We start from the raw sequence: 20,783 nt of genomic DNA, 5'->3' as shown, positions 1-20,783 counted from the left end.
GGATTTAAATGACAAACCACATCATCCAATTATTTTGGTGATGTGGTTATTTTTTAGGTTTCTTTGTTTAAAACTTCAGTTTCCATCCCTAAAGTCCCAATGTTTGAAAGTAGGTTTTGCTGAAAAGCGAGTAAACGGGAATTTTACAGTTGTAGCTAAAAAAAAATAGATTGATTCAGTTTATTTACTCTTTTTAAACGCAACTAATTGATTATAGGCACATCTGATTAAAAAGCTTTATTATGAAAAAAATCTTTACCCTTTTACTTATTAGCATTTTAATGTTCAGTTGTTCGAATGATGATGATGGAGAAGAAATTGATTGTGCTCTTTTTGACCCTATGGTCTCTAGTTTGTTAATTCGGTTAGTGGACCAAGACGGCACGAACCTAATTGAAAATGGCACCATAAATCCAGAAAATATAACAGTAGAAGGCAACTTTCCGAATCCTGACTTCCAGTATTTACCTCCCAGGGAAGGTATTGATTCAGATGACAGTACGAAATACAACCATACTCTTTTACTTAATATTCCATATCAGTCAAACTTTACTTATACTATTAATTTAAACGAAACTGAATCAATCGATTTGGAATTTGATGCGAGACTGGAAGAACTTCCTTGCGAAGTATCATTTTTTATTCCAACTAAACTTACCTACGAAGGACAGGAAATAAAATCTGAAAATGGAGAAAACAGTGAGTTTAATTTCTTGGCTGAAATTGAGATAAAATAGTATTCTCAACGGCCGCTGCAACTACATGTTTTTTTTCCGATGTTGTTATACGTTATAGATTATAAGCGTCATTTAACATCTTTTAAGCTAAATAAATAGAAATAAAGCGCTACATTGAAGCTATTATTAATTAATATCTATTTATTTTATGAAAAATGTAATTGAAACCAAGTTAACTCCGGAAATCATGCAAAACATTCTTTTAAAAATTAAAGAGTTGGAAGAAGCTACAGAGGGCTTGTTAGTAGCACTAACCGAGGAAGAGCGAACTAAATACGGTTCTATTAACGAGCTTAATAAATTGGTGGTAGATAAGGTGTACGACCATCATAAGCGTAATCCTGAACTGAGCAGCAAAGACATTGACTGGACTGAATTTAAAAGCGACCGTGAAGCGAGGGTTTTTTATGAGAACGCAGGAGCACGAATAAAAGGTATTGGCTACCGTATGGAAAGCACCAAGATTTTGCATGATTATGACAATTACCATGATGCTCTTTTAGACTACAACCATGCAAAGTACAAAAAAGAAGCAGGGGCACCAGGCTATACCGAGAAGGTAGCCGAAATTAGTCAGTTTTTTCCAAGGTCTGCCAAGCAGCGTTTTACCAGCGAAGAAGGAAACTAACGAGTAAAGAGCTTTAGGGCAATCCCATGAGGCATTTTTAAGAAAACCATTTAATATCGAGGCAAGCCTCGGGACATTTAAATCTCGATTATCGAGTAACATAGCTTCTAACTACGCATTTAGCCGTGGCACCCATACTTTTAGGTGCCACGGCTATCTTTTTAGGTGTAACACCTAAAATTTTAGGTCCGACACCTAAATTTTTAGGTCTCGGACCTAAAGTTTTAGCCTCCAGACCTAAACGTTTAGCCTCATTCGTTAAACTTTTAGGTGATTAACCTAAAAGTTTAATGACCCTACCTAAAGTTTTAACCTTTGCACCTAAAAGTTTAGGTGCAAAGGCTAAAAACTTCATTAAAACACCTAAACGGATGGTTATACTACCTAAACGGAAGGCCATTTAACCGAAAAAATTGACCGTTTGACCTTATCGTTTAATGAATGGGGCTTATCATTTTAATTTCAATGTTAATACTGAAATTTTTGATTTGATGTAATCTCTACATTACTAGGAGATTATATATAGTAGTTATGTTTGTTTCAGTTGAAATGGATATGAGGTATATAAGTATTGCGTGATTATATACTTCGTTACCCAACATTAACCAAACCAACACTAAAACCAAAACCAATGAAAAAAATAATCGTATTAACTATTCTAACAATTTTCACATCAACATTTGTTGTTGGACAAGACCAAAATGAAAACCTTGATGCGCCTTTAGGATTAAGAGTAAAGAAAAACGGAAATGATTATTTGATTTATGCAGATGACAATTTAAACCCAAATTTTCAAGATTACAGAAAAATAAACTATCAAGTATATTTTAGAAAAGTTAATTTCCCAGAAAAAGATGTAGGTGGAGTAAAATATCAATTAATCACCATACCAGGAAATAGTAAAAAACAAAACCAGAATAAAGTTCAATTATTGGCTGATGGTTCTAAATTTTATCCCAGAGCAGGAAAAACTGTAAATGAATCTGACTATGACCAAAATTTTTGGATTGCAGTTGACATTATAGATAATGAAACTAAAACAGAATATTACAAGTATGCAAATGATGTTTTTTCAGGTTTACTAACAGCCCCATTTAAATATCGTTTGAAAAAAGGCGATGCACCTGAAGCAATAATTGACGGAGATTTTAATATTGCGCCATTTATTGGTTGGAAATGGAGAGTTTCTTCTGTAAGACCTTTTTATGTAGCACCATTTGGTTTTGCTGGTGTAACTTCCTTAAATTATAATTCTGCTAATAATTCAAACATAATGGATGCTGATAAACTTGAAAATGGAACTGGACTGACTTACGGTTTAGGTCTTTCTTTTAAATTTGGAGATATATCGCCCGGATTTATAGTGGGCTGGGACAAAGGATTTGGAGATTTGGGGAATGGATTTAAATACAATGATAAACCTTGGATTAGTTTTAGTATAAATTATGACTTTTTTAAACCAACAAGAACTGCTGAAGGAAATCAATAACATTGGGTAACAATAGCTATAAGTAATTGCTTGTTCTCGCCTACTTCTGAATCCCGAAGCTTCGGGACTCACGGATTTTCAGTTTGGTGTGTACTTGCAAAATTAAGTGCTAAACCATGCACTACTCATAGCCGAAACCGTTGATATTAATTTAACTAACCATGAAAAAAGCTAAAAAACCGAAAAGGAATAATCTTTACACCAAAAACTATTTTTTTGTATTAAGTGTTATTATCCTAATTCTAGGACTAATAGCTTTTTCAGACAACTATTTGTTTGATATTCATCAAGAGAGCAATAGTAACCCCATTTATATCATTCACGGATTAATTATGTTCTGGTGGTATACAACAATTGTAATTCAAACAAATCACATTCGAAAATTGAATGTTAAAGCTCATAAAAAATTAGGAATCATTGGCTTTTTCATCGCTTGTTTAGTTATAATAAGTATAGGCTATTTAAACTTCATTGACGTTCCCTACTCTGAACTGCCTTTTTTCGGAAAAGCCAATAGAATATTCTTTCCTTTCTTTATTTTACTAATTGGCTTGGCATATCTAAAAAGAGATAAACCTGAACTGCATAAACATTCTATATTTGTTGCTATTCTTTTAATGATGGAACCTCTTTTAAGCAGAGTAGGAATGAATACAGGGACAAATGCAGCAGTTGTTGCACCTATCATCTGGCTTGCTTTATGGATATCATTATTCGTTTATGATATCATCCGATTAAGAGGGTTACATTTTTTAACTTATTCTGGACTTATTTTTTGGTTCGTGGTTTATGCAATCGTATCATAAAATCTTCTGTCCATAATGTTCATAAAAACTAGTGGTTTAACCGCATAAACCAAAGAAAAAATACGGCCATAAATACTAGAAAAAATAATGTATAAATAAAACTTAAAATGGTTGGTTATAAAAAACCAGCCTTTTTTAATGCCTATTTGTAAGAATTTTACTTATTTTAGTTGAAATTAATAGGAGGTATATAAGTGCTATGTGTTTATATACTTCATTGTAAACAATGCTAAAACAAAGATTCGAACCAATATGAAAATTATAAAACTTAAACTTTTTAACTTCAAAAAATTCGAATTTTTAGAAATAGATTTCAAAGACAATTTGAATGTTCTAATTGGTGATAATGAATCTGGAAAAAGTTCAATACTACTAGCTATTGACTTGGCTTTTAGAGGCAGCAGAAATCGAGTTGAAACCGAAGGACTAGATCTACTATTCAATTCTAAAGCTGTTGAAAATTTCTTCCTGACTAATACATATGAAACCCTACCTAAACTAAAAGTTGAATTGTATTTTGATAATCTAGGAGATAAAGACGATTATTACGGTAGGAATAATACTCTTGGAACTGACCAATTCGGATTTTCACTGATTTGTGAACCGCGTGACGAATTAAGCAAGGATATTTCTGAAATTTTAGCGGAAGGGAAACAGAACTTTCCGTTCGAATATTATTCAATTGCTTTTCACAAATTTTCCGGACAGCCATACCTAAGTTTCAAAAAAGACTTCAAGCATATTCTATTAGATAATACTCTTATAAATAATGAATATGCTACAAATCAATATATAAAGACCTTATACGATAGCAACGTTTCTCTTTCAGAAAAAAACAAACACTTAAATGAATATCGTAAATACAAGAATGATTATCGCGAAAAAATTTTAGCTGACGTCAATAAAAAGACAGGAGATTATCAATTTGGAATCAAAAATGACAAGAAATCAAACTTGGTAACAGACCTAACTATAACCGAGGAAAATATTGATATTCAAAACAAGGGAAAAGGTCGTCAATGTTTCATAAAAACGGAGTTTGCTTTACAAAAAAATCAAAATGAATTAGATTTTGTTTTACTAGAAGAACCCGAGAATCATTTAAGTCATTTGAATATGAAAAACCTCATTTCAAGAATAAATGATTCCAAAAACAAACAAATTTTCATTGCTACTCATAGTAATTTAATTAGTTCAAGGCTAGATTTAAGAAATACCATTTTGTTGAACAGTAATAGTTCAATATCTATTAACCTAACCCATTTAGAAGATTCTACTGCAAACTTCTTTATGAAAGCCCCAGATAACAATATTTTGGAATTCATTTTATCTAAAAAAGTAATTCTTGTAGAAGGAGATGCGGAATTTATTTTGCTAGAAAGATTTTTTGAAATAGTAACAGGTAAAAATCCAAACGAACTAGATTCTCACATAATTTCGGTGGATGGTACAAGTTTTAAAAGATATTTAGAGATTTCTAAACTATTAAATATCAAAACAGCAGTTATCAGAGATAACGATTCAGATTATCAAAAGAACTGCATAGACAGATATGCTAAATACATAACACCAAATATTCAAGTTTTCTCTGAGACTGATAATTCTATCTCAACATTCGAGATTTCAATGTTTAATTCAAATACAAAAATTTGCAATGATTTATTTTTACCAGGAAGAAAAACGAGAAGTGTTCAGCAATTTATGCTCGATGAAAAAGCTGAATGTGCATTCGAAATCTTAGACAAAAAAAGTGCCGAAATAATTGTTCCTGATTATATAAAAGATGCTATAGAATGGTTGATAAAAAATTAATCTTAGCTGTTGCAGGCTCAGGAAAAACAACCAATCTGATTGACAGCCTAAATCTTGAAGAAAGATTCTATTTAGTTACATACACGATTACAAATACAAGTTTAATACGTAAGCGCATCATTAAAAAATTCGGCTATTTACCAAACAACATTCAAGTTTTTACATATTTCAATTTCCTATATAGTTTTTGTATCAAACCTTTCTTGTTTTATAAATACAACCTCAAAGGGATTTATCTTGAGAATTCGCCAGAACAGACAAATTACTTGAAAAATTCAGATATAAGAAAATATATAAGCAAAAGTGGATATGCTTACCATAATAGATTAGCTAAATTGATTGAGTTTGAAAATTTAATAGAAGATGTTAGATTAAGATTGGAAAAGTTCTGTGACCATTTTTATTATGATGAAGTACAAGATTTGGGAAGCCACGATTTTAATTTTATTATGGAATTGTCAAAATCTAAACTTAATTTTTTGTTTGTTGGAGATTTTTACCAACACACGTATGTAACTAGTTTTGACAGAAATGTTAATGCAAATCTGCACAAGGACTATAACAAGTATCTAAAAAAATATCAAGATTATAATATTGCAATTGATTTAGAGACTTTAAGTAATAGCTGGAGATGTAGTCCTACAATATGTAATTACATTACTGATAATCTAAAAATTCAAATTGGCTCTCATAGAACTGATGAAACTAAAATTGAATTAATTGAAGACAAGGAAATGCTCGTGGAAAAACTAAATGATGATGCCACAATTAAATTGGTTTATAGCAATGCTAGCAAAAGAAAGTTCAAAGCAAAAAATTGGGGAGAATGTAAAGGAGAAGATGACTTTATAGATACTTGCATATTACTAAATCAAACGACATATAAGCTCTACAAAAAAGGAAAATTGGAAGAATTAGCAAGCAGAACAAAAAATAAACTGTATGTTGCTCTATCTAGGACAAGAGGAAACTGCTATTTAGCAAGTGAAAAACTATTGGAATAAAGCACAGTTTACAACAACGTATATAAAAAATAGCGGGTTAAGTGCTTAAACTAAAGAAAATTAATAAATCATAGGTCTTTGTTTAACTGAAAAGTTAGTGTGTAAAATCCGCTACTATGCTTATTCCAGACCGTTGGCATTCATTATCGGAGAATATTTAGAAATTAAAAAATAGCAGAGATTTTAGGAAAATCAGAATTGTTATAAATACTAATTTTTTTTATGAAATTAATTAGAAGAAAAACATTGCATAAAGCCTTGCTTAAAAGATTAAAAATTTTAAAATCCAACACATTATTTATCACTAGTTTTAGGGTCTTGTCACGAGATTTACTAGAAATAGAGTTAGCCCAAAAAAAGTTTTTGGGTCATCGCACTTTGGTTGGAAGTAATATAATAGATGATAACAATTCGAGTGATGAAGTTTTATTATTCAACTACTTATTTATTGAGCCTAATGAATTATTACCAACTTTTCCAGAGTTGACAATAGATTCATCTCAATTAATGGATCTCATTAAGGATTGGTATAATGATGATGTTGATAATACGCACGATACAGTTGCCTGTCATATTCATCCCATTAAAAAAATTTATACAAAAAAAAACAAAATTTTAACACCTACGATTTCCGTTACTGAATTTTGTGAATCTCAAATACAAGACTTTGAGTATTGGACAAATGAACTACCTGAACATGATGATGTTAATGAAATAATTAAAGAATATCATTTTTCAAAAAATATTAATTTTTTAAAAACTGAACATTCAGATGAGTACATATTAGATAGGAGTTCTGGAGATAAAATTTATAGGTATACAAGAATTCAATTTGTTGAGGACAAACCTAAGGACATTATTATCAAGAATAAATTAACCGAATCGGACTATAATCTTTTTAAATCTGAAACTAGAAAGAATAATTTTGATAATAATAGAAACAAAAATGAAACTTATCTTTTTTTTGACACAGAAACGACTGGACTTCCGAACAATTTCAATGCACCTATTACAGATTTAGACAATTGGCCTAGAATGGTCCAATTGGCTTATATACTAACTGATAATCGGGGTAATAAAATTTCTACCGGAAATTTTCTCATAAAACCAAAAGATTATTCAATTCCTATATCATCTACAAATATTCATGGTATTTCAAATGAAAGTGCAATAAAAAATGGATATGATATTTCCAAAGCGCTTAATATATTCTGTTCTATAATTGAAAAAGCCGATTTTCTTATCTCACATAATTTTGACTTTGATGAAAAAATTTTAGGAGCCGAATTATTAAGAAATAAAATTTATAACCCAATACCCAAAAAACATAAAATATGCACTATGAAAAAAACAACAAATCTCTGTGCTATAAATAATGGTTCAAAAGGATATAAATGGCCAAAATTATCAGATTTGTATTATAAGTTGTTTAAAGATGATTTTTATGGTGCTCATAATGCGGAAAATGATGTTGAAGCGTTGACAAAATGTTTTTGGGAATTAAGGAAACTCAAAAAAATTTAAAAAACAGAATGCCGACATCGTATATAGTTTATTTCTAGTTCTCGCCTACATCTGAAAGTCCTCGCGGATGTTCAGTTTATTGTGTACTTGCAAAAGTCCGTACTAAACCATGTAACTACTCATAACCGAGACCGTTAGGCGAAAAAACAAAAATGCTATTCTAAAGCACTCCACTACAAAGCTTTACCAAAGGCTTTAGCAAATGCTTTCTCGTAAATTTCCTCGTATTGGGGAACAACATTATTTATATCGAACTTTGTTGCTTGCTCGCGAGCTTGTTTTTTGTAAGTGTTTAAGGTAGAATCGTCTTTTAGTATTTTAATAGCATTGGCGGTCATAGATTCTACATCCCCTACTTCACTTAGGTAACCACTAAAACCATCTTTGTTAACCTCTGGTATTCCACCTGTATTACTGGAAATTACCGGAACTTCATTTACCATAGCTTCCAAAGCTGCCAAACCAAAACTTTCTGTTTGCGAAGGCAAAAGAAATAAGTCTGAAAAGCATAAAATCTTATCCACCTCATTGCTATTCCCCAAAAAGACAACCTTTTTACCAATACCGAGACTGTCTGCCAAGGCTTCGGCCTCTTCCCTCTCTGGGCCTTCCCCTACCATAATCAGTTTAGCCGGTACTTCTTTTTGAATACCATGGAAAATGTTGATTACATCGGGAATACGTTTTACCTTTCGGAAATTACTGATATGCGTAATAATACGCTCGTTTTCTTCCGCCATCATTCCCCGTTGGCAATCGGTAAACGAATATTGGTATTTGGAAACATCAATAAAATTAGGAATTACATGAATCTTCCTTTTAATATCAAACAAGCGCTTGGTATCCTCCTGCAAACTCTTGGAAACCGAAGTCACCACATCCGATTTATTAATACTGAACGTCACGGCAGGTTTGTAAAATGGATGGTTTCCTACCAACGTGATATCGGTACCGTGAAGTGTGGTTACAATGGGTATTTTAATGCCTTGTGTCTTTAGCATCTTTTTGGCCATATACGCCGCATAGGCATGTGGAATGGCGTAATGCACGTGAAGTACTTCTATTTTATGCAACTTCACCATATCTACCAATTTGCTCGACAGGGCAAGCTCATACGGTTGATAGTGAAATAAGGGATATTCCGGAACATTTACTTCATGAAAGTGAATCTTTCCTTTAAGAAGTGCCAAACGAACGGGCTGCTTATAGGTTATAAAATGAATTTCGTGACCTCTACTTGCCAATGCCATACCAAGTTCGGTGGCAACAACACCGCTTCCTCCAAAGGTTGGGTAACATACAATCCCTATGCGCATAGTTTTATCTCAATTTACTCACTAAGTGAGATTTATAATCCCTCGTGCCAGCCTGACTGGCAAAGACAGGCCTTAATCGAGGTTGTTTATTCTTCAACCTGAGTCGGTATTATTCCTCTCAATTTACAGTTGAGCTGTAACTTTTTATCATCTTTCAATAGATTCGTAGATAATCTCCTGAATCACAGTACGGGTACCTTCTGTAATTAATTTTCTGTTCAGCATGGTAGGGTACGTTCTGTTGGATAGAAAAATATATACCAATCCGTCTGCTGGGTCTGCCCAAGCATAGGTGCCTGTAAATCCGCTGTGCCCAAAACTGGTCATGGAAACACAGCCGCAAGTGGGACCGGATTCCCCCAACTGAGGTTTATCAAAACCAACTCCTCGTCTATTATCGTTATCGCAGTAATAACAGGTGTTGAATTTATCCAAGGTTTCTTCGCTAAAAAAACGTTTCCCGCCATAATATCCTTTCTGCAAATACATCTGCATCATTTTAGCCAAATCGTTGGAGGTACTAAACAAACCTGCATGGCCACCAACACCTCCCAACATAGCGGCACCCATATCGTGCACATATCCTTGAATGGTTTGATACCTAAAATAATCATCTACTTCGGTAGGAACTATTTCTGCTTTCCCAAACTTTTCCAAAGGATTATAAGTGGTATAATTCATGCCCAAAGGTTTGTAAAAACGCTCCTGTGCAATTTCATCCAAAGGTTTTTTATAGTGGTCTTCCAAATAGCGCTGTAACAATAAAAATGGTAAATCGCTGTATTTGTATTCCAACCTCCGTAATAAATCACTCTCCTTGATTTGCTGAAGTATAGAATCACGGTAATCATCCCGTATGTAAAGATGATCGGCTACTTGTGTTTTAAATTTCCTGGTCGGTTCCTCTTTGTAGTACTTATCCAAAGGTTTTTTAGTACCCTCATCCAAAGTGTTCACATAAAAAGGTATCCATGGCTTTAAGCGTGCGTAATGGGAAAGCACTTCCAACAATTTTAAGTCGGCTTTGTTGCTACCTTTAAGTTCGGGCAACATTTCCCCAAGGGTAGTATTAAAATCGAGTTCCCCTTTTTCTACTAACTGCATGATATTGGGAAGCGTAGCCATTATTTTAGTGAGGGAGGCAACGTCGTAAAGGTTATTGCTATGTACTTTTTCAGCTTCGGCATCGTAAGCGAACCTTCCAAAGTTTTTGTTATAAATTACCTTCCCCCTTCTGGCAATAAGAATTTGTCCGCCCGGTGTAACCCCAGAACGGATAGCCGTTTTCATAACGGAATCTACTTTCTTAAGTGTGTTGCTGTTCATACCGACACTTTCAGGAATACTATATCCCAAACGGAACAGTGAATTGGTAACAAAACCTCTATTTTCGGGAAGTTTGGCGTGTGCCATTACAGGCAAGTTACCCTTTGAAGCAATCGCTCCAAAAATTATTTCTGCTGAACTTTCTTGCGAGATCGGGTCATTTAAATAACTCACCACAATAGATTCAATATTGTCGATACTTTGAAGATCAAGCAAAGTATAAGGTTTTACAAAAACATCAAGAATGACTTTATGTTTTCTTGCGATTTCATAAATCTTCACTTTCTCTTCGTCTGATATTGTGGCGTCCTTCCATGGCGTTTCCGTAGAACGGTGATGACCGATAATTACCAAATTATAAGGCTCTAAGGATTTGATTAAATCGCCTAAATTATCATTTTGAATATGGTCCACATTTCCATATTTCTGAAGTGTCTTCAAAAAACTTTGGTGTTCTCCATCGCCTAAACTTACGTAGGCTATTTTTTTATCTTCTAAATTTCGAATAGGGATTAATTGTTCGTCGTTTTTAGCAACGGTAATGGCATTTTCCATCACCTCTTCAAACAACACCTTGTCTTCAATACGGTTTAAATCTTGGTATAGATTGGTGGTATCCACCGGTTGGTAATTGTGCAACCCGACTTTATACTTTGCCTTAAGTACTTTTTTTACTGAATAAGCCAATCTCTCTTCGGAAATCACACCGCTTTCATAGGCTTCAGCCAGTTTTTGTATTCCTTTTTCGGTATCATCGGAAATCAGTAACATATCATTACCCGCCAAAAAAGCTGACAAATCCACGTTTCCGGAATCAGCATAATTCGCCACACCCTTCATCTCCAGCGCATCCGTGAATATGAGTCCGTTAAACTGAAGCTTCTCTTTTAGCAAATCAGTAACAATTCCTTTTGATAAAGACGAAGGAAATCCTTCCCGCGACTCCAAACTAGGAACGTTTAAATGCGCCACCATAACACTGGCGAGCCCTTTTGGAAATAATTTTTTATACGGATAAAGTTCTACCGTATCTATTCTTTCTTTATCAAAATCTACGGTTGGTAAGGTTTTATGGGAATCTTGCGAAGTATCTCCATGCCCCGGAAAGTGCTTCGCGTTTGCCAACACCCCCGCCGATTGCATTCCTTCCATAAAAGCCAACGCTTTTGCAGTTACTTTATCTCTATTTTCCCCGAAAGAACGGTTCCCTATAATGGGGTTTTGCGGATTCGTATTGATATCTACATCGGGAGCGAAATTAATGTGCATTCCCAAACGCTTGGTATGCTCACCGATATGCTTTCCAACGCGACGTATTAAATCATCGTCTTTTACCGCTCCCAAAACCATATTATACGGAAAAGCAAAAGTAGAGTCCAACCGCATGGAAAGTCCCCATTCTGCGTCCATGGAAGTAAGCATTTTTACTTTAGAAAGTTCCTGTAGTTCATTATTTAGTTTGGCGTGCCGATATGGCCCACCGGTAGAAAAAATAATTCCTCCAACTTGATTTTCTTGCACCAACCTTTTTACCTCATCCGTATGCGATTTTCCTTGACCGGAAAATGCCCTTATCATAAAAAGTTGTCCTATTTTTTCTTTTAGTGAAAGTGAATTGTAAATGCTATCGACCCAAGCTTTTTGTTGCTCAGCATCCGGCGATAGCAACGGGTCTACCTGCTGACCATTCATTTTGAAAATTGCAAAACAAACCACCAACAAAAAAACATTTCTTTTTATAATCATGAATAAGTTTTATTAAAAAGGAAAACAATACTATGAAGCAATTAGAGTCTTTCTGGGTTCAGAAAAACTTAAATCACTTTTACAAAAGAAAGTTAAATTGCGGTAAAAAACGAGGCTTTTTACTTAAAAAAGTAAGAAATAAACGTTAAAATTTATAGTGGATCTATAGAATTTTAATTCATAAATCGGGCGTGCCAACTATCCCTAGCTGGAACTTCCCAATAATTTTCATATTCTTCTTTGTTGGTTACCAAGTTATTAAAAACTATGGTATTTTGGGAAACGGCTCTTTGCTTTGCCATTTTCTTGAAATCCATTAAGGGTTTATAAGCTATAAAATCCCCCTGGCGGTAAGAAACATTCATTTTATCAAGAAGATCAACATTATAGTCCTTTTCCAACTGCTGAATAAAACGCACCGATGCATCTATAGAACAACCGCTTGCGGCATTAAATTCTTGATCTAAAGCTATAATGATAAACCTTTTATAACGAATCTCAAAAGAAGCCTTGAGATTGGCTCCATGCGCTGTCCATTGTTGAAGGAAGTCTTCAATTTTGGTATTCAACTCGGTAATTTCTTCTTCTGTAAAACTTCTATTAGCCTGGTAAATCCAAACTCTTGCAGTTTCTGATAAATTATTGAACGCTACAAACATTTTCTTTTGGTTTAAAAGATTCCTTCTACTCCTTAATTATAAATCTTCAGCATTGGCTATAAGCTCTGCTACATCCATTACTTCTATCACTCCTTCTTTATCTTTCCCTTTCACACCATCTGTAAGCATGGTGTTACAGAACGGACATCCTGCTGCAATAATTTCCGGTTTGGTTTCGATAGCTTGCTCTGTACGTTCAATGTTTACGTCTTTGTTTCCTTTTTCGGGCTCTTTAAACATTTGCGCACCACCAGCGCCACAACACAAACCTCTTTTTTTACAACTTTTCATTTCTACCAATTCGGCATCCAGCTTTTGGATAAGCTCCCGGGGGGCTTCATAAACATCGTTAGCTCGACCTAGGTAGCATGGATCGTGAAAAGTTATACGCTTTCCTTTAAATTTCCCTCCTTCAACCGTTAATCGACCATCTTCCAATAGCGATTTTAAAAACTGGGTGTGATGAACCACTTCATAAGTTCCACCCAAAGAAGGATATTCATTTTTGATAGTATTAAAGCAATGCGGACAAGCAGTAACTATTTTTTTAATTTCATAGCCATTCAATACTTCAATATTGGTCATAGCCTGCATCTGAAACAACATTTCGTTTCCTGCACGTTTGGCAGGATCGCCAGTACAGCTTTCTTCAGTACCCAATACTGCAAAATCTACTTTTGCTTTGTTCAATAATTTCACAAAAGCTTTGGTGATTTTTTTGGCTCTGTCATCAAAACTTCCGGAGCAACCCACCCAAAATAAAACTTCGGGGGCTTTTCCAGCTGCCATCATTTCTGCCATTGTAGGTACTTGTATTGTCTCGCTCATGCTATCTGATTTTTGCTAATATAACTTACCAAACCCATAAAGTTGGTAAAAGAGCCACTTCAAATTAATATTGAAGTGGCACTCTAAATTTATACGATCTTTTATTTAATCGTGTTTTCCGTCATCAAACACTTGGATTTTCACTTGCTTATCAATTAAGTCTGTGAATTTCCCGTTGTATCTTGTTGCTTTCACTAAGTGATTGTCTATCCAGTGATAGTTTCCTCCTCTTGGTTTCCCCATCACCATACCATGGTATTTAAACCCATGACGATCTAACCAATCCTCGGTTGTTTTTCTATGCTCTTCTGTTCTAGAAGTAAAGAAATAAATTATATGGCCTTGGTCGAACCACTTATTTAAGGTTTTTAAAGCATCTGGATATACTTGTGCCGTCGCCATACGCTCTGGCTCTTCATTTGGAATATCATCACAAATAGTCCCGTCGATATCTATTAAATAATTTTTTATTCCTTTTGGCAGTACCGGACTAATATGTTCTCCGTCCTGTAATTTCTCATTAAGTAATTTCTCTACTTCTTCTTTGTTCATTTTAAAGTATTATTTGTTGGATTAAATTATTCGTTCTTCCAGTTTAATCGATCCATTTGATTGTATGGCCAAGGTGCTCCATTATTCTCTACATTCCCCATCATATTATTAAGCTCCGTTGGTGCTGCCGATTGTTCCATCACTAAATAACGGCGCATATCCATGATTATGGACAATGGATTGATACTTACTGGACAAGCTTCTACACAGGCGTTACAGGTAGTACACGCCCAAAGCTCTTCTCGGGTGATATAATCGTCTAGCAATTGCTTACCGTCGTCTTCGAATTTCCCGTTTTTATCAATGTTTTTACCTACTTCCTCCAAACGATCTCTGGTATCCATCATAATTTTACGCGGAGAAAGCTTTTTACCAGTCTGGCTAGCGGGACACTCACTGGTGCAACGGCCACATTCGGTACAAGTGTATGCATTCAATAACTGAACTTGATTTAGATCCATTACATCAGAAGCACCAAATTTCTCTGGTTCTTCTTCCATTTCCCCTTCCGCAGGAGCGGCAAAAGGATCGGCATCGGGATCCATCATCAATTTAACTTCTTTCGTTACCGATTCTAAATTTTCAAACTGTCCTTTTGGTTCCAAATTGGCAAACCAAGTATTTGGGAAAGCCAATAAAATATGAAGGTGCTTGGAAAAATATAAATAATTCAAAAACACTAAAATTCCGATAATATGAAGCCACCAAGCTGTTCGCTCGATAATTATAAGTGTTCCTTCGTTTAATCCTTCAAACAATGGCACCAAGAACTGGCTTACAGGAAAAGCTCCAGCTTGTACATAGTGGTCTGCTCCCATTTGTTGCAACGTAAAATCGGCACCGTTCATGGTTAAAAACAAAATCATCAATACCATTTCGAAGTAAAGGATAATGTTACCATCATTTTTTGGCCATCCTTTCATTTCAGGATAGAAAAAGCGCTTCAGCTTAATAATATTTCTACGTAACCAAAATACAATTACTGAAACCAGCACTAAAAATGCTAAAATTTCGAATGAACCGATTAAAATATCGTAAGCAGCACCAAGACCTAGCGTTGCAAAAACGCGGTGCGTACCAAAAAGACCGTCTATTATTATTTCCAATACTTCAATATTGATAATAATAAACCCAACATAAACTATGATGTGCAGGAAACCGGCGATAGGCCTTACCACCATTTTTTGCTGACCTAAAGCAATGCGCGCCATATTTGCCCATCGTTCTCCCTTTTTATCGGTACGGTCTACTTTTTTCCCAAGTTTAATATTACGGACAAGTTTATTGATGTTTTTTGCGAAATAACCAATCCCCAGTAGTAGGACTATCGCAAAAAGTATTTGAGGTATATAATTCATTGCTATTCGTTCGTTTCTTCTGTTTCTTCTTCGGGAGCCTCATAAGGTTTTGCCTTTTTTCCGAAAAGGGAAAAATGCACATACCGTTTGGGATTCAATCTTAAATCTTCCAAAAGTAATTCCAGTTCCAAGGATGACTGCGTTAAATTGGCGTATAATTCCTCATCATTAAGCAATTTCCCTACAGAACCATCTCCAGATTCAATCTTGGTCATAATATTATCAAGCTTCGCCATACTACTTTGCAAATCTGCCAATGCAGCGCCAATATCGGCTTTTGCCAAGCTATCACTAACGTTGGATAAGTTAGCTGATAAATTATCGATATTTGTAAATGACCTATCTAGTTTCTCCTGATTATCTTGAAGAAGCTCCTTAAGCGTTCCCGAAGCTCCTGCGAAATTTGCAATTACTTTATCCAAATTCTCTATACTGGACTTGATATTTTTTCGGCTTTCATCGTCTAAAATATCATCTACCCCCACCATCACCGAATCGGCATTCTTCAGAAGGTTATCTATTCCTTTTTGCAGCGGATTTAGTTTTTCTGTAACCAAATCGGTCAAACCAGGTTCAACATGGCTCCTTAGTGTATCGCCAGATTGGGATTGCGGACTTCCATCATAAACAGGAACTACCCGTAAACTCTTTCCACCGATAATTCCAGTATCAAATATTTCAGCTACGCTATTTTTAGAGAACTGAAACTCACTATCTACCGTAAAAGTAATGAGCAAATTACCCTTGCCATTTATAAATTGAATATCGTTAACATTACCTACCTGCAAACCATTGATGCTCACACCAGTTCCAGTAGAAATTCCGTCTACACTATCGTACACTGCATAGTAGGTACGGCTTTCATTGAAAAGGTCGTTTCCCTTTAGAAAAGTAAAGCCCAGAATAAACAAGACAATACCGCCTATTACAATGATTCCTGTTTTAAGTTCTTTGGATAATTTCAAATGTTCTGTGTTTTGGTAAGCAACAAAATTAGAAATAATTTCTTAAGATTGGTTCTAATTTGACGCGGAATTGACTACTGAACTCACTTTTACTTTTTCACCATTTTTAAAGGCTACAACGAAACTGCTTGAATACCCCTTGGCGATGGCCTTTTTCTGCATCTCTTTCACTGCTTCGTAACTGGAAGTTTCTCCATAGTAATATCTATAAACAGCACCCTCTTTTTCTCTACTGATTGGCGAAAGCCCTTTAAAATTATATGATTTAGTTTCAATCGCATTGGATCCTGCAGCTATCTGCACTCTAAAAGTAACCCCTGCTGAAGTTTCAACGGAAGAATTTTCATTTGCAGTTGAAGGCAACGAATGATCTTTTACTTCATAAGAAAAATCGCCGCCCACATTCTCATCAACCTGCGCCTTATACTTTAAGATTGCACTAGCGATAGATGTTGCCATATCTGATTTTCCCTTGCTTGAATTTAAATAGGCTCCCTCTGGCTTGTATGTTAGAAACCCCGTTTCCACAAGCACACTAGGCATAAAAGTTTGGTGCAAAACGATAAATCCAGCTTGCTTTACCCCTCGATTCACTCTTTTTAATTGTCCAGTAAATTGATCTTGGATGGATTTTGCCAATGAAATACTTTGATCTAAAAACTCCTCCTGCATGATAGTCAACCCAATAAAAGATTCTGGAGAATTGATATCGTACCCGGCATAATTCACTTCGTAATCATCTTCTAAATAAATTACGGAGTTCTCTTTTTTGGCTACATCAAAATTACGCTCGTTAGCATGCAGCCCTAAAACAAACGTCTCTGTTCCATGAGCACTGGAACTATGTGAATTACAATGCACGGAAACAAACAGGTCTGCTTTTGCTTCGTTTGCTATTTTTCCCCGAACATAAAGATCTACAAAACTATCGTCCTTTCTAGTATAGATTACATTGATGTCTGAATTTTTTTCTAATATCCGGCCGACTTGGAGCACTATTTGAAGTGCTATGTCCTTCTCTTTATATCCATTACCCATGTTTCCGGGATCGTGCCCACCATGACCAGCATCCAAAACAACCGTAAACTTATCATTTTTGGACTGATCTTTGTGGAACGAAAACACACAGTGCGTTGCCCCCAGGCTAACCAATAAAATAAATGCACTAAAAAATCTATTCATAAAATAATAACGGTTTATAGCTGTTATTTATTTGGTTAAAATTTGATATTCTATAACAAACAGACCAAAAAATATACGTATGTTTGGCACGTCAAAAACCGAGCCATTCTTTTTACAAAAATAGGATTAAAAGCTTTGCAAGCAAAGAAACAACACATACTTTTAACGCTGTTTTCCCTGTTTATCAGTGGGCTTTTTTATGCCCAAGAAAGACCCAAAGTTGAAACGATAAACATTCCCGCTACCGAAGAGGTTCCAATTCAAGATACGCTTAATATTTCGGCAATGGATATTTTAACCAACACTGCTGAAATTGACACCACCGCAACGGATTCCATCGCTCAAGATACTACCAAACAACAAGGTTTTCTAAAAGGAAAAATAAAATACAAGGCAAAAGATTATATGAAGATGAGTCGTAGGGAAAAGAAAATCTACCTCTACAATGAAGCCGAAGTATATTACCAGGATTATGAGTTAAAATCGGGGATTATAGTTATTGATTATACCACCAACGAAGTATATGCCGGTAGGATCAAGGACTCTACCGGAGCACTTATTCAGCCCCCCTATTTCAAACAAGGAAATAGCGTTATTGAACCTGATTCCATCCGCTTTAATTTTGACACCAAAAAAGCATTGATTTTCAATTCCCGTACAGAACAATCCATGGGAGAATCCATGAATGTTTTTGCTGAAATTGTAAAAAAAGAAAACGATTCTGTTTATTTCTTGAAGGAAGGAAAACTAACCACTTCTGACGACATAGACGATCCCGATTACTACATCCGTGTGCGAAAAGGGAAATTTGTACCTAACAAGAAAATCATTGCCGGGTTTAGTAACATGTACATTGCTGATGTACCCACGCCCATCGCTATACCGTTTGCTTATTTTCCAATGTCTCGGGAAAGTCGGAATTCAGGAATTATAATGCCTACGCCCGGGCAAACCAATCAAAGAGGGTATTCGTTGCAAAACGGGGGGTACTATTTTGCCATTAGTGATTATTTCGATCTTGCTTTGCTAGGAGATTATTACACCAATGGTAGTTACGGATTTAGAACGGAAACCAATTACGCAAAAAGATATAAATTTAGGGGCGCTTTGCGTTTTCGATATGAGAACAATATTAACAGTCAACGTGGTTTCCCCGATTATTCCCGTAGCACGATTTACAACATCCAATGGAACCATAGTCAAGACGCAAAGGCGAGTCCGAATTCCAGACTTTCTGCGTCTGTGAACTTTGGTAGTAGTCAGTATTACCAGGACTCGTTTAATCAGTTAAACACACCCAACTTTCTTAATAACACTTTACAATCATCGGTTTCGTATAACAAAACCTTTCCAGGTTCACCGATGGTTAACCTAAATGCCACGACTTCCATTCAGCAAAATACAAGGGACCAATCAGTAAATATGACGCTTCCAACATTGCAGGCCAGTATGGAGCGTATTTTTCCGTTTGCATCCAAAGATGGCGCAAAACGTGGGATTATTCAGAATATAAACTTTCAATATAATTTTAGGGCCGAGAATCAAATTCGAACCATTGACACCCTTCTTTTTAAATCGGAGATGTTTGATGATGCTAGGGTCGGATTCCAACACACTATCCCGATCAGCACCAACTTTAAAATTTTTAAATTCTTTAGTACTTCTGTAGGAGCCAACTACAATGAGGTTTGGCAGTTGAAAACATTACGCTATAACGACTACGACCCTATTCTGGATGACACTCCGATAGATACGCTTAGCGGCTTTGATCGCTTCGGAACATACAATTTTAACGCTAGTATTGGTACTACCGTATACGGTACTTTTAATTTTGGCCAAGATAAAAAAATACAAGCGATACGACATACGGTTAGGCCTTCGGTAAGTTATGGCTACACCCCCGCTTTTGATCAGTATTATGACCAATACCTCGATGAGAACGGTGAAATGCAAAATTACACCCCATTTGAAAATGGTCTTTACGGGACACCAAGCTTGAACAATTCCAATAATATTGGGATGTCGCTTAGTAACGTTGTAGAGGCCAAAGTGAGGGACAAAGACACTACAGCCACAGAACCCAAAAAAATAATGCTGCTGAACAACTTAAACTTCAGTACTTCCTATAACATTGTGGCCGACTCATTGCCTTGGAGTCCGGTGAGAATAAGTGGAGGAACACAGTTCTTTGAAAATAAAATGAACGTTAACTTTGGCGCTACTTTAGATCCTTACGCAATTGACAACAGCGGAACGAGGATAGATGTCTTCAATTACGAAAATGGCGGAAGTTTGTTTAGAATGACCAGTGCCAACATGAACGTGAGTTACTCCATTAATAGTAAGTTTTTTGAAGGCGAAGATGACAAAGGGCAAACCGACAACACCCAAAGTGGTGGCCGGGATGATGATTTATTCGGGCGATCACAGGACTTTAGTGACAGCCGGACTTTCGCCAATGATGACAACGAGCCAAAAGAGGACACCCCTACGGAAGCCTATCGCGCTAAGCTACCATGGGATTTACGATTGGCATATTCTCTGACCTACTCCAACTCCAATAGGCAAAATGAGATCACCAATAATTCGGTTATGTTTTCTGGAAACATCGATTTAACACCCCAATGGAAAGTAGGTGTATCTTCGGGATACGATTTTAAACAAAGAGGATTCACCTATACTCAGTTACGTTTTGCGAGGGACCTAAAAAGTTTTAGGCTTAATTTTAACTGGGTACCTTTTAGCAGTCGCGCTTCTTGGTTTTTCTTTATCGGAATTAAATCTTCTATGTTGAGCGATCTTAAATGGGAGAAAAGAAGTGAACCGGACAGACAACTTTAATTTAAAACCA

General features: G+C 35.5%; 16 protein-coding genes. 8 read left to right on the top strand and 8 right to left on the bottom strand.

The window, feature by feature from the left end; translation table 11 throughout:
- The first annotated feature begins 242 nt into the window (after positions 1 to 242).
- The 7 genes from NDQ75_RS12370 to NDQ75_RS12340 all read left to right on the top strand — a co-directional run bounded on the left by NDQ75_RS12370 (position 243) and on the right by NDQ75_RS12340 (position 8,000).
- Positions 243 to 737, top strand: coding sequence for a hypothetical protein (locus NDQ75_RS12370; protein ID WP_202029553.1), 495 nt, complete (start codon positions 243 to 245; stop codon positions 735 to 737).
- Positions 738 to 885: 148 nt separating this feature from the next.
- The gene (locus tag NDQ75_RS12365; protein WP_202029554.1) at positions 886 to 1,365 is read left to right on the top strand and encodes a hypothetical protein; all 480 of its coding nucleotides are present in this window, start codon (positions 886 to 888) and stop codon (positions 1,363 to 1,365) included.
- Between the two features lie 631 nt (positions 1,366 to 1,996).
- Complete coding sequence (locus NDQ75_RS12360; protein WP_202029555.1) at positions 1,997 to 2,854, top strand: hypothetical protein; 858 nt, start codon at positions 1,997 to 1,999, stop codon at positions 2,852 to 2,854.
- 161 nt (positions 2,855 to 3,015) lie between these two features.
- Entirely contained in the window at positions 3,016 to 3,660 is a 645-nt protein-coding gene (locus tag NDQ75_RS12355) for a hypothetical protein (protein WP_202029556.1), read from the top strand.
- A gap of 252 nt (positions 3,661 to 3,912) precedes the next feature.
- Positions 3,913 to 5,472 (top strand): ATP-dependent nuclease, encoded by a 1,560-nt coding sequence (locus tag NDQ75_RS12350; protein ID WP_207190473.1) that lies wholly within the window; start codon positions 3,913 to 3,915, stop codon positions 5,470 to 5,472.
- The gene (locus tag NDQ75_RS12345) at positions 5,454 to 6,476 is read left to right on the top strand and encodes a DEAD/DEAH box helicase family protein (RefSeq protein ID WP_202029558.1); all 1,023 of its coding nucleotides are present in this window, start codon (positions 5,454 to 5,456) and stop codon (positions 6,474 to 6,476) included. Before NDQ75_RS12350 ends, NDQ75_RS12345 begins: the two co-directional genes overlap by 19 nt.
- A 222-nt stretch (positions 6,477 to 6,698) precedes the next feature.
- The gene (locus tag NDQ75_RS12340) at positions 6,699 to 8,000 is read left to right on the top strand and encodes a 3'-5' exonuclease (protein WP_202029559.1); all 1,302 of its coding nucleotides are present in this window, start codon (positions 6,699 to 6,701) and stop codon (positions 7,998 to 8,000) included.
- A gap of 173 nt (positions 8,001 to 8,173) precedes the next feature.
- On the opposite strand, the gene bshA is transcribed toward NDQ75_RS12340, so the two are convergent.
- The 8 genes from bshA to NDQ75_RS12300 form a co-directional block, all read right to left on the bottom strand.
- The gene (bshA, locus tag NDQ75_RS12335; RefSeq protein WP_202029560.1) at positions 8,174 to 9,316 is read right to left on the bottom strand and encodes an N-acetyl-alpha-D-glucosaminyl L-malate synthase BshA; all 1,143 of its coding nucleotides are present in this window, start codon (positions 9,314 to 9,316) and stop codon (positions 8,174 to 8,176) included.
- Positions 9,317 to 9,463: 147 nt separating this feature from the next.
- Positions 9,464 to 12,388 carry a glycoside hydrolase family 3 N-terminal domain-containing protein gene (locus NDQ75_RS12330; protein ID WP_202029561.1) on the bottom strand — a complete coding sequence of 975 codons (2,925 nt, stop codon included), beginning with the start codon at positions 12,386 to 12,388 and terminating at the stop codon, positions 9,464 to 9,466.
- Between the two features lie 173 nt (positions 12,389 to 12,561).
- Complete coding sequence (locus tag NDQ75_RS12325) at positions 12,562 to 13,047, bottom strand: ABC transporter ATPase (protein ID WP_202029562.1); 486 nt, start codon at positions 13,045 to 13,047, stop codon at positions 12,562 to 12,564.
- A gap of 36 nt (positions 13,048 to 13,083) precedes the next feature.
- Positions 13,084 to 13,875 (bottom strand): (Fe-S)-binding protein, encoded by a 792-nt coding sequence (locus NDQ75_RS12320; RefSeq protein ID WP_202029563.1) that lies wholly within the window; start codon positions 13,873 to 13,875, stop codon positions 13,084 to 13,086.
- A gap of 105 nt (positions 13,876 to 13,980) precedes the next feature.
- Positions 13,981 to 14,427: an LNS2 domain-containing protein gene (locus tag NDQ75_RS12315; RefSeq protein WP_202029564.1), complete on the bottom strand. Its 447-nt coding sequence runs from the start codon at positions 14,425 to 14,427 to the stop codon at positions 13,981 to 13,983.
- 26 nt (positions 14,428 to 14,453) lie between these two features.
- Positions 14,454 to 15,785: a (Fe-S)-binding protein gene (locus NDQ75_RS12310; protein WP_202029565.1), complete on the bottom strand. Its 1,332-nt coding sequence runs from the start codon at positions 15,783 to 15,785 to the stop codon at positions 14,454 to 14,456.
- Between the two features lie 2 nt (positions 15,786 to 15,787).
- Positions 15,788 to 16,750, bottom strand: coding sequence for an MlaD family protein (locus tag NDQ75_RS12305; protein WP_202029566.1), 963 nt, complete (start codon positions 16,748 to 16,750; stop codon positions 15,788 to 15,790).
- 54 nt (positions 16,751 to 16,804) lie between these two features.
- On the bottom strand, positions 16,805 to 17,932 hold the full coding sequence (locus tag NDQ75_RS12300; RefSeq protein ID WP_202029567.1) for an N-acetylmuramoyl-L-alanine amidase: 1,128 nt from the start codon (positions 17,930 to 17,932) through the stop codon (positions 16,805 to 16,807).
- Between the two features lie 42 nt (positions 17,933 to 17,974).
- Between NDQ75_RS12300 and NDQ75_RS12295 the strand changes: the two genes are divergently transcribed.
- Positions 17,975 to 20,773, top strand: a complete 2,799-nt coding sequence (locus tag NDQ75_RS12295; protein ID WP_202029568.1) for a putative LPS assembly protein LptD — start codon at positions 17,975 to 17,977, stop codon at positions 20,771 to 20,773.
- The last annotated feature ends 10 nt before the right edge of the window (positions 20,774 to 20,783 follow it).

The organism is Galbibacter mesophilus (assembly GCF_023721415.1).
In the GTDB taxonomy this organism is placed as follows: domain Bacteria; phylum Bacteroidota; class Bacteroidia; order Flavobacteriales; family Flavobacteriaceae; genus Galbibacter; species Galbibacter mesophilus.
This window is presented reverse-complemented; position numbering and strand designations above follow the sequence as displayed.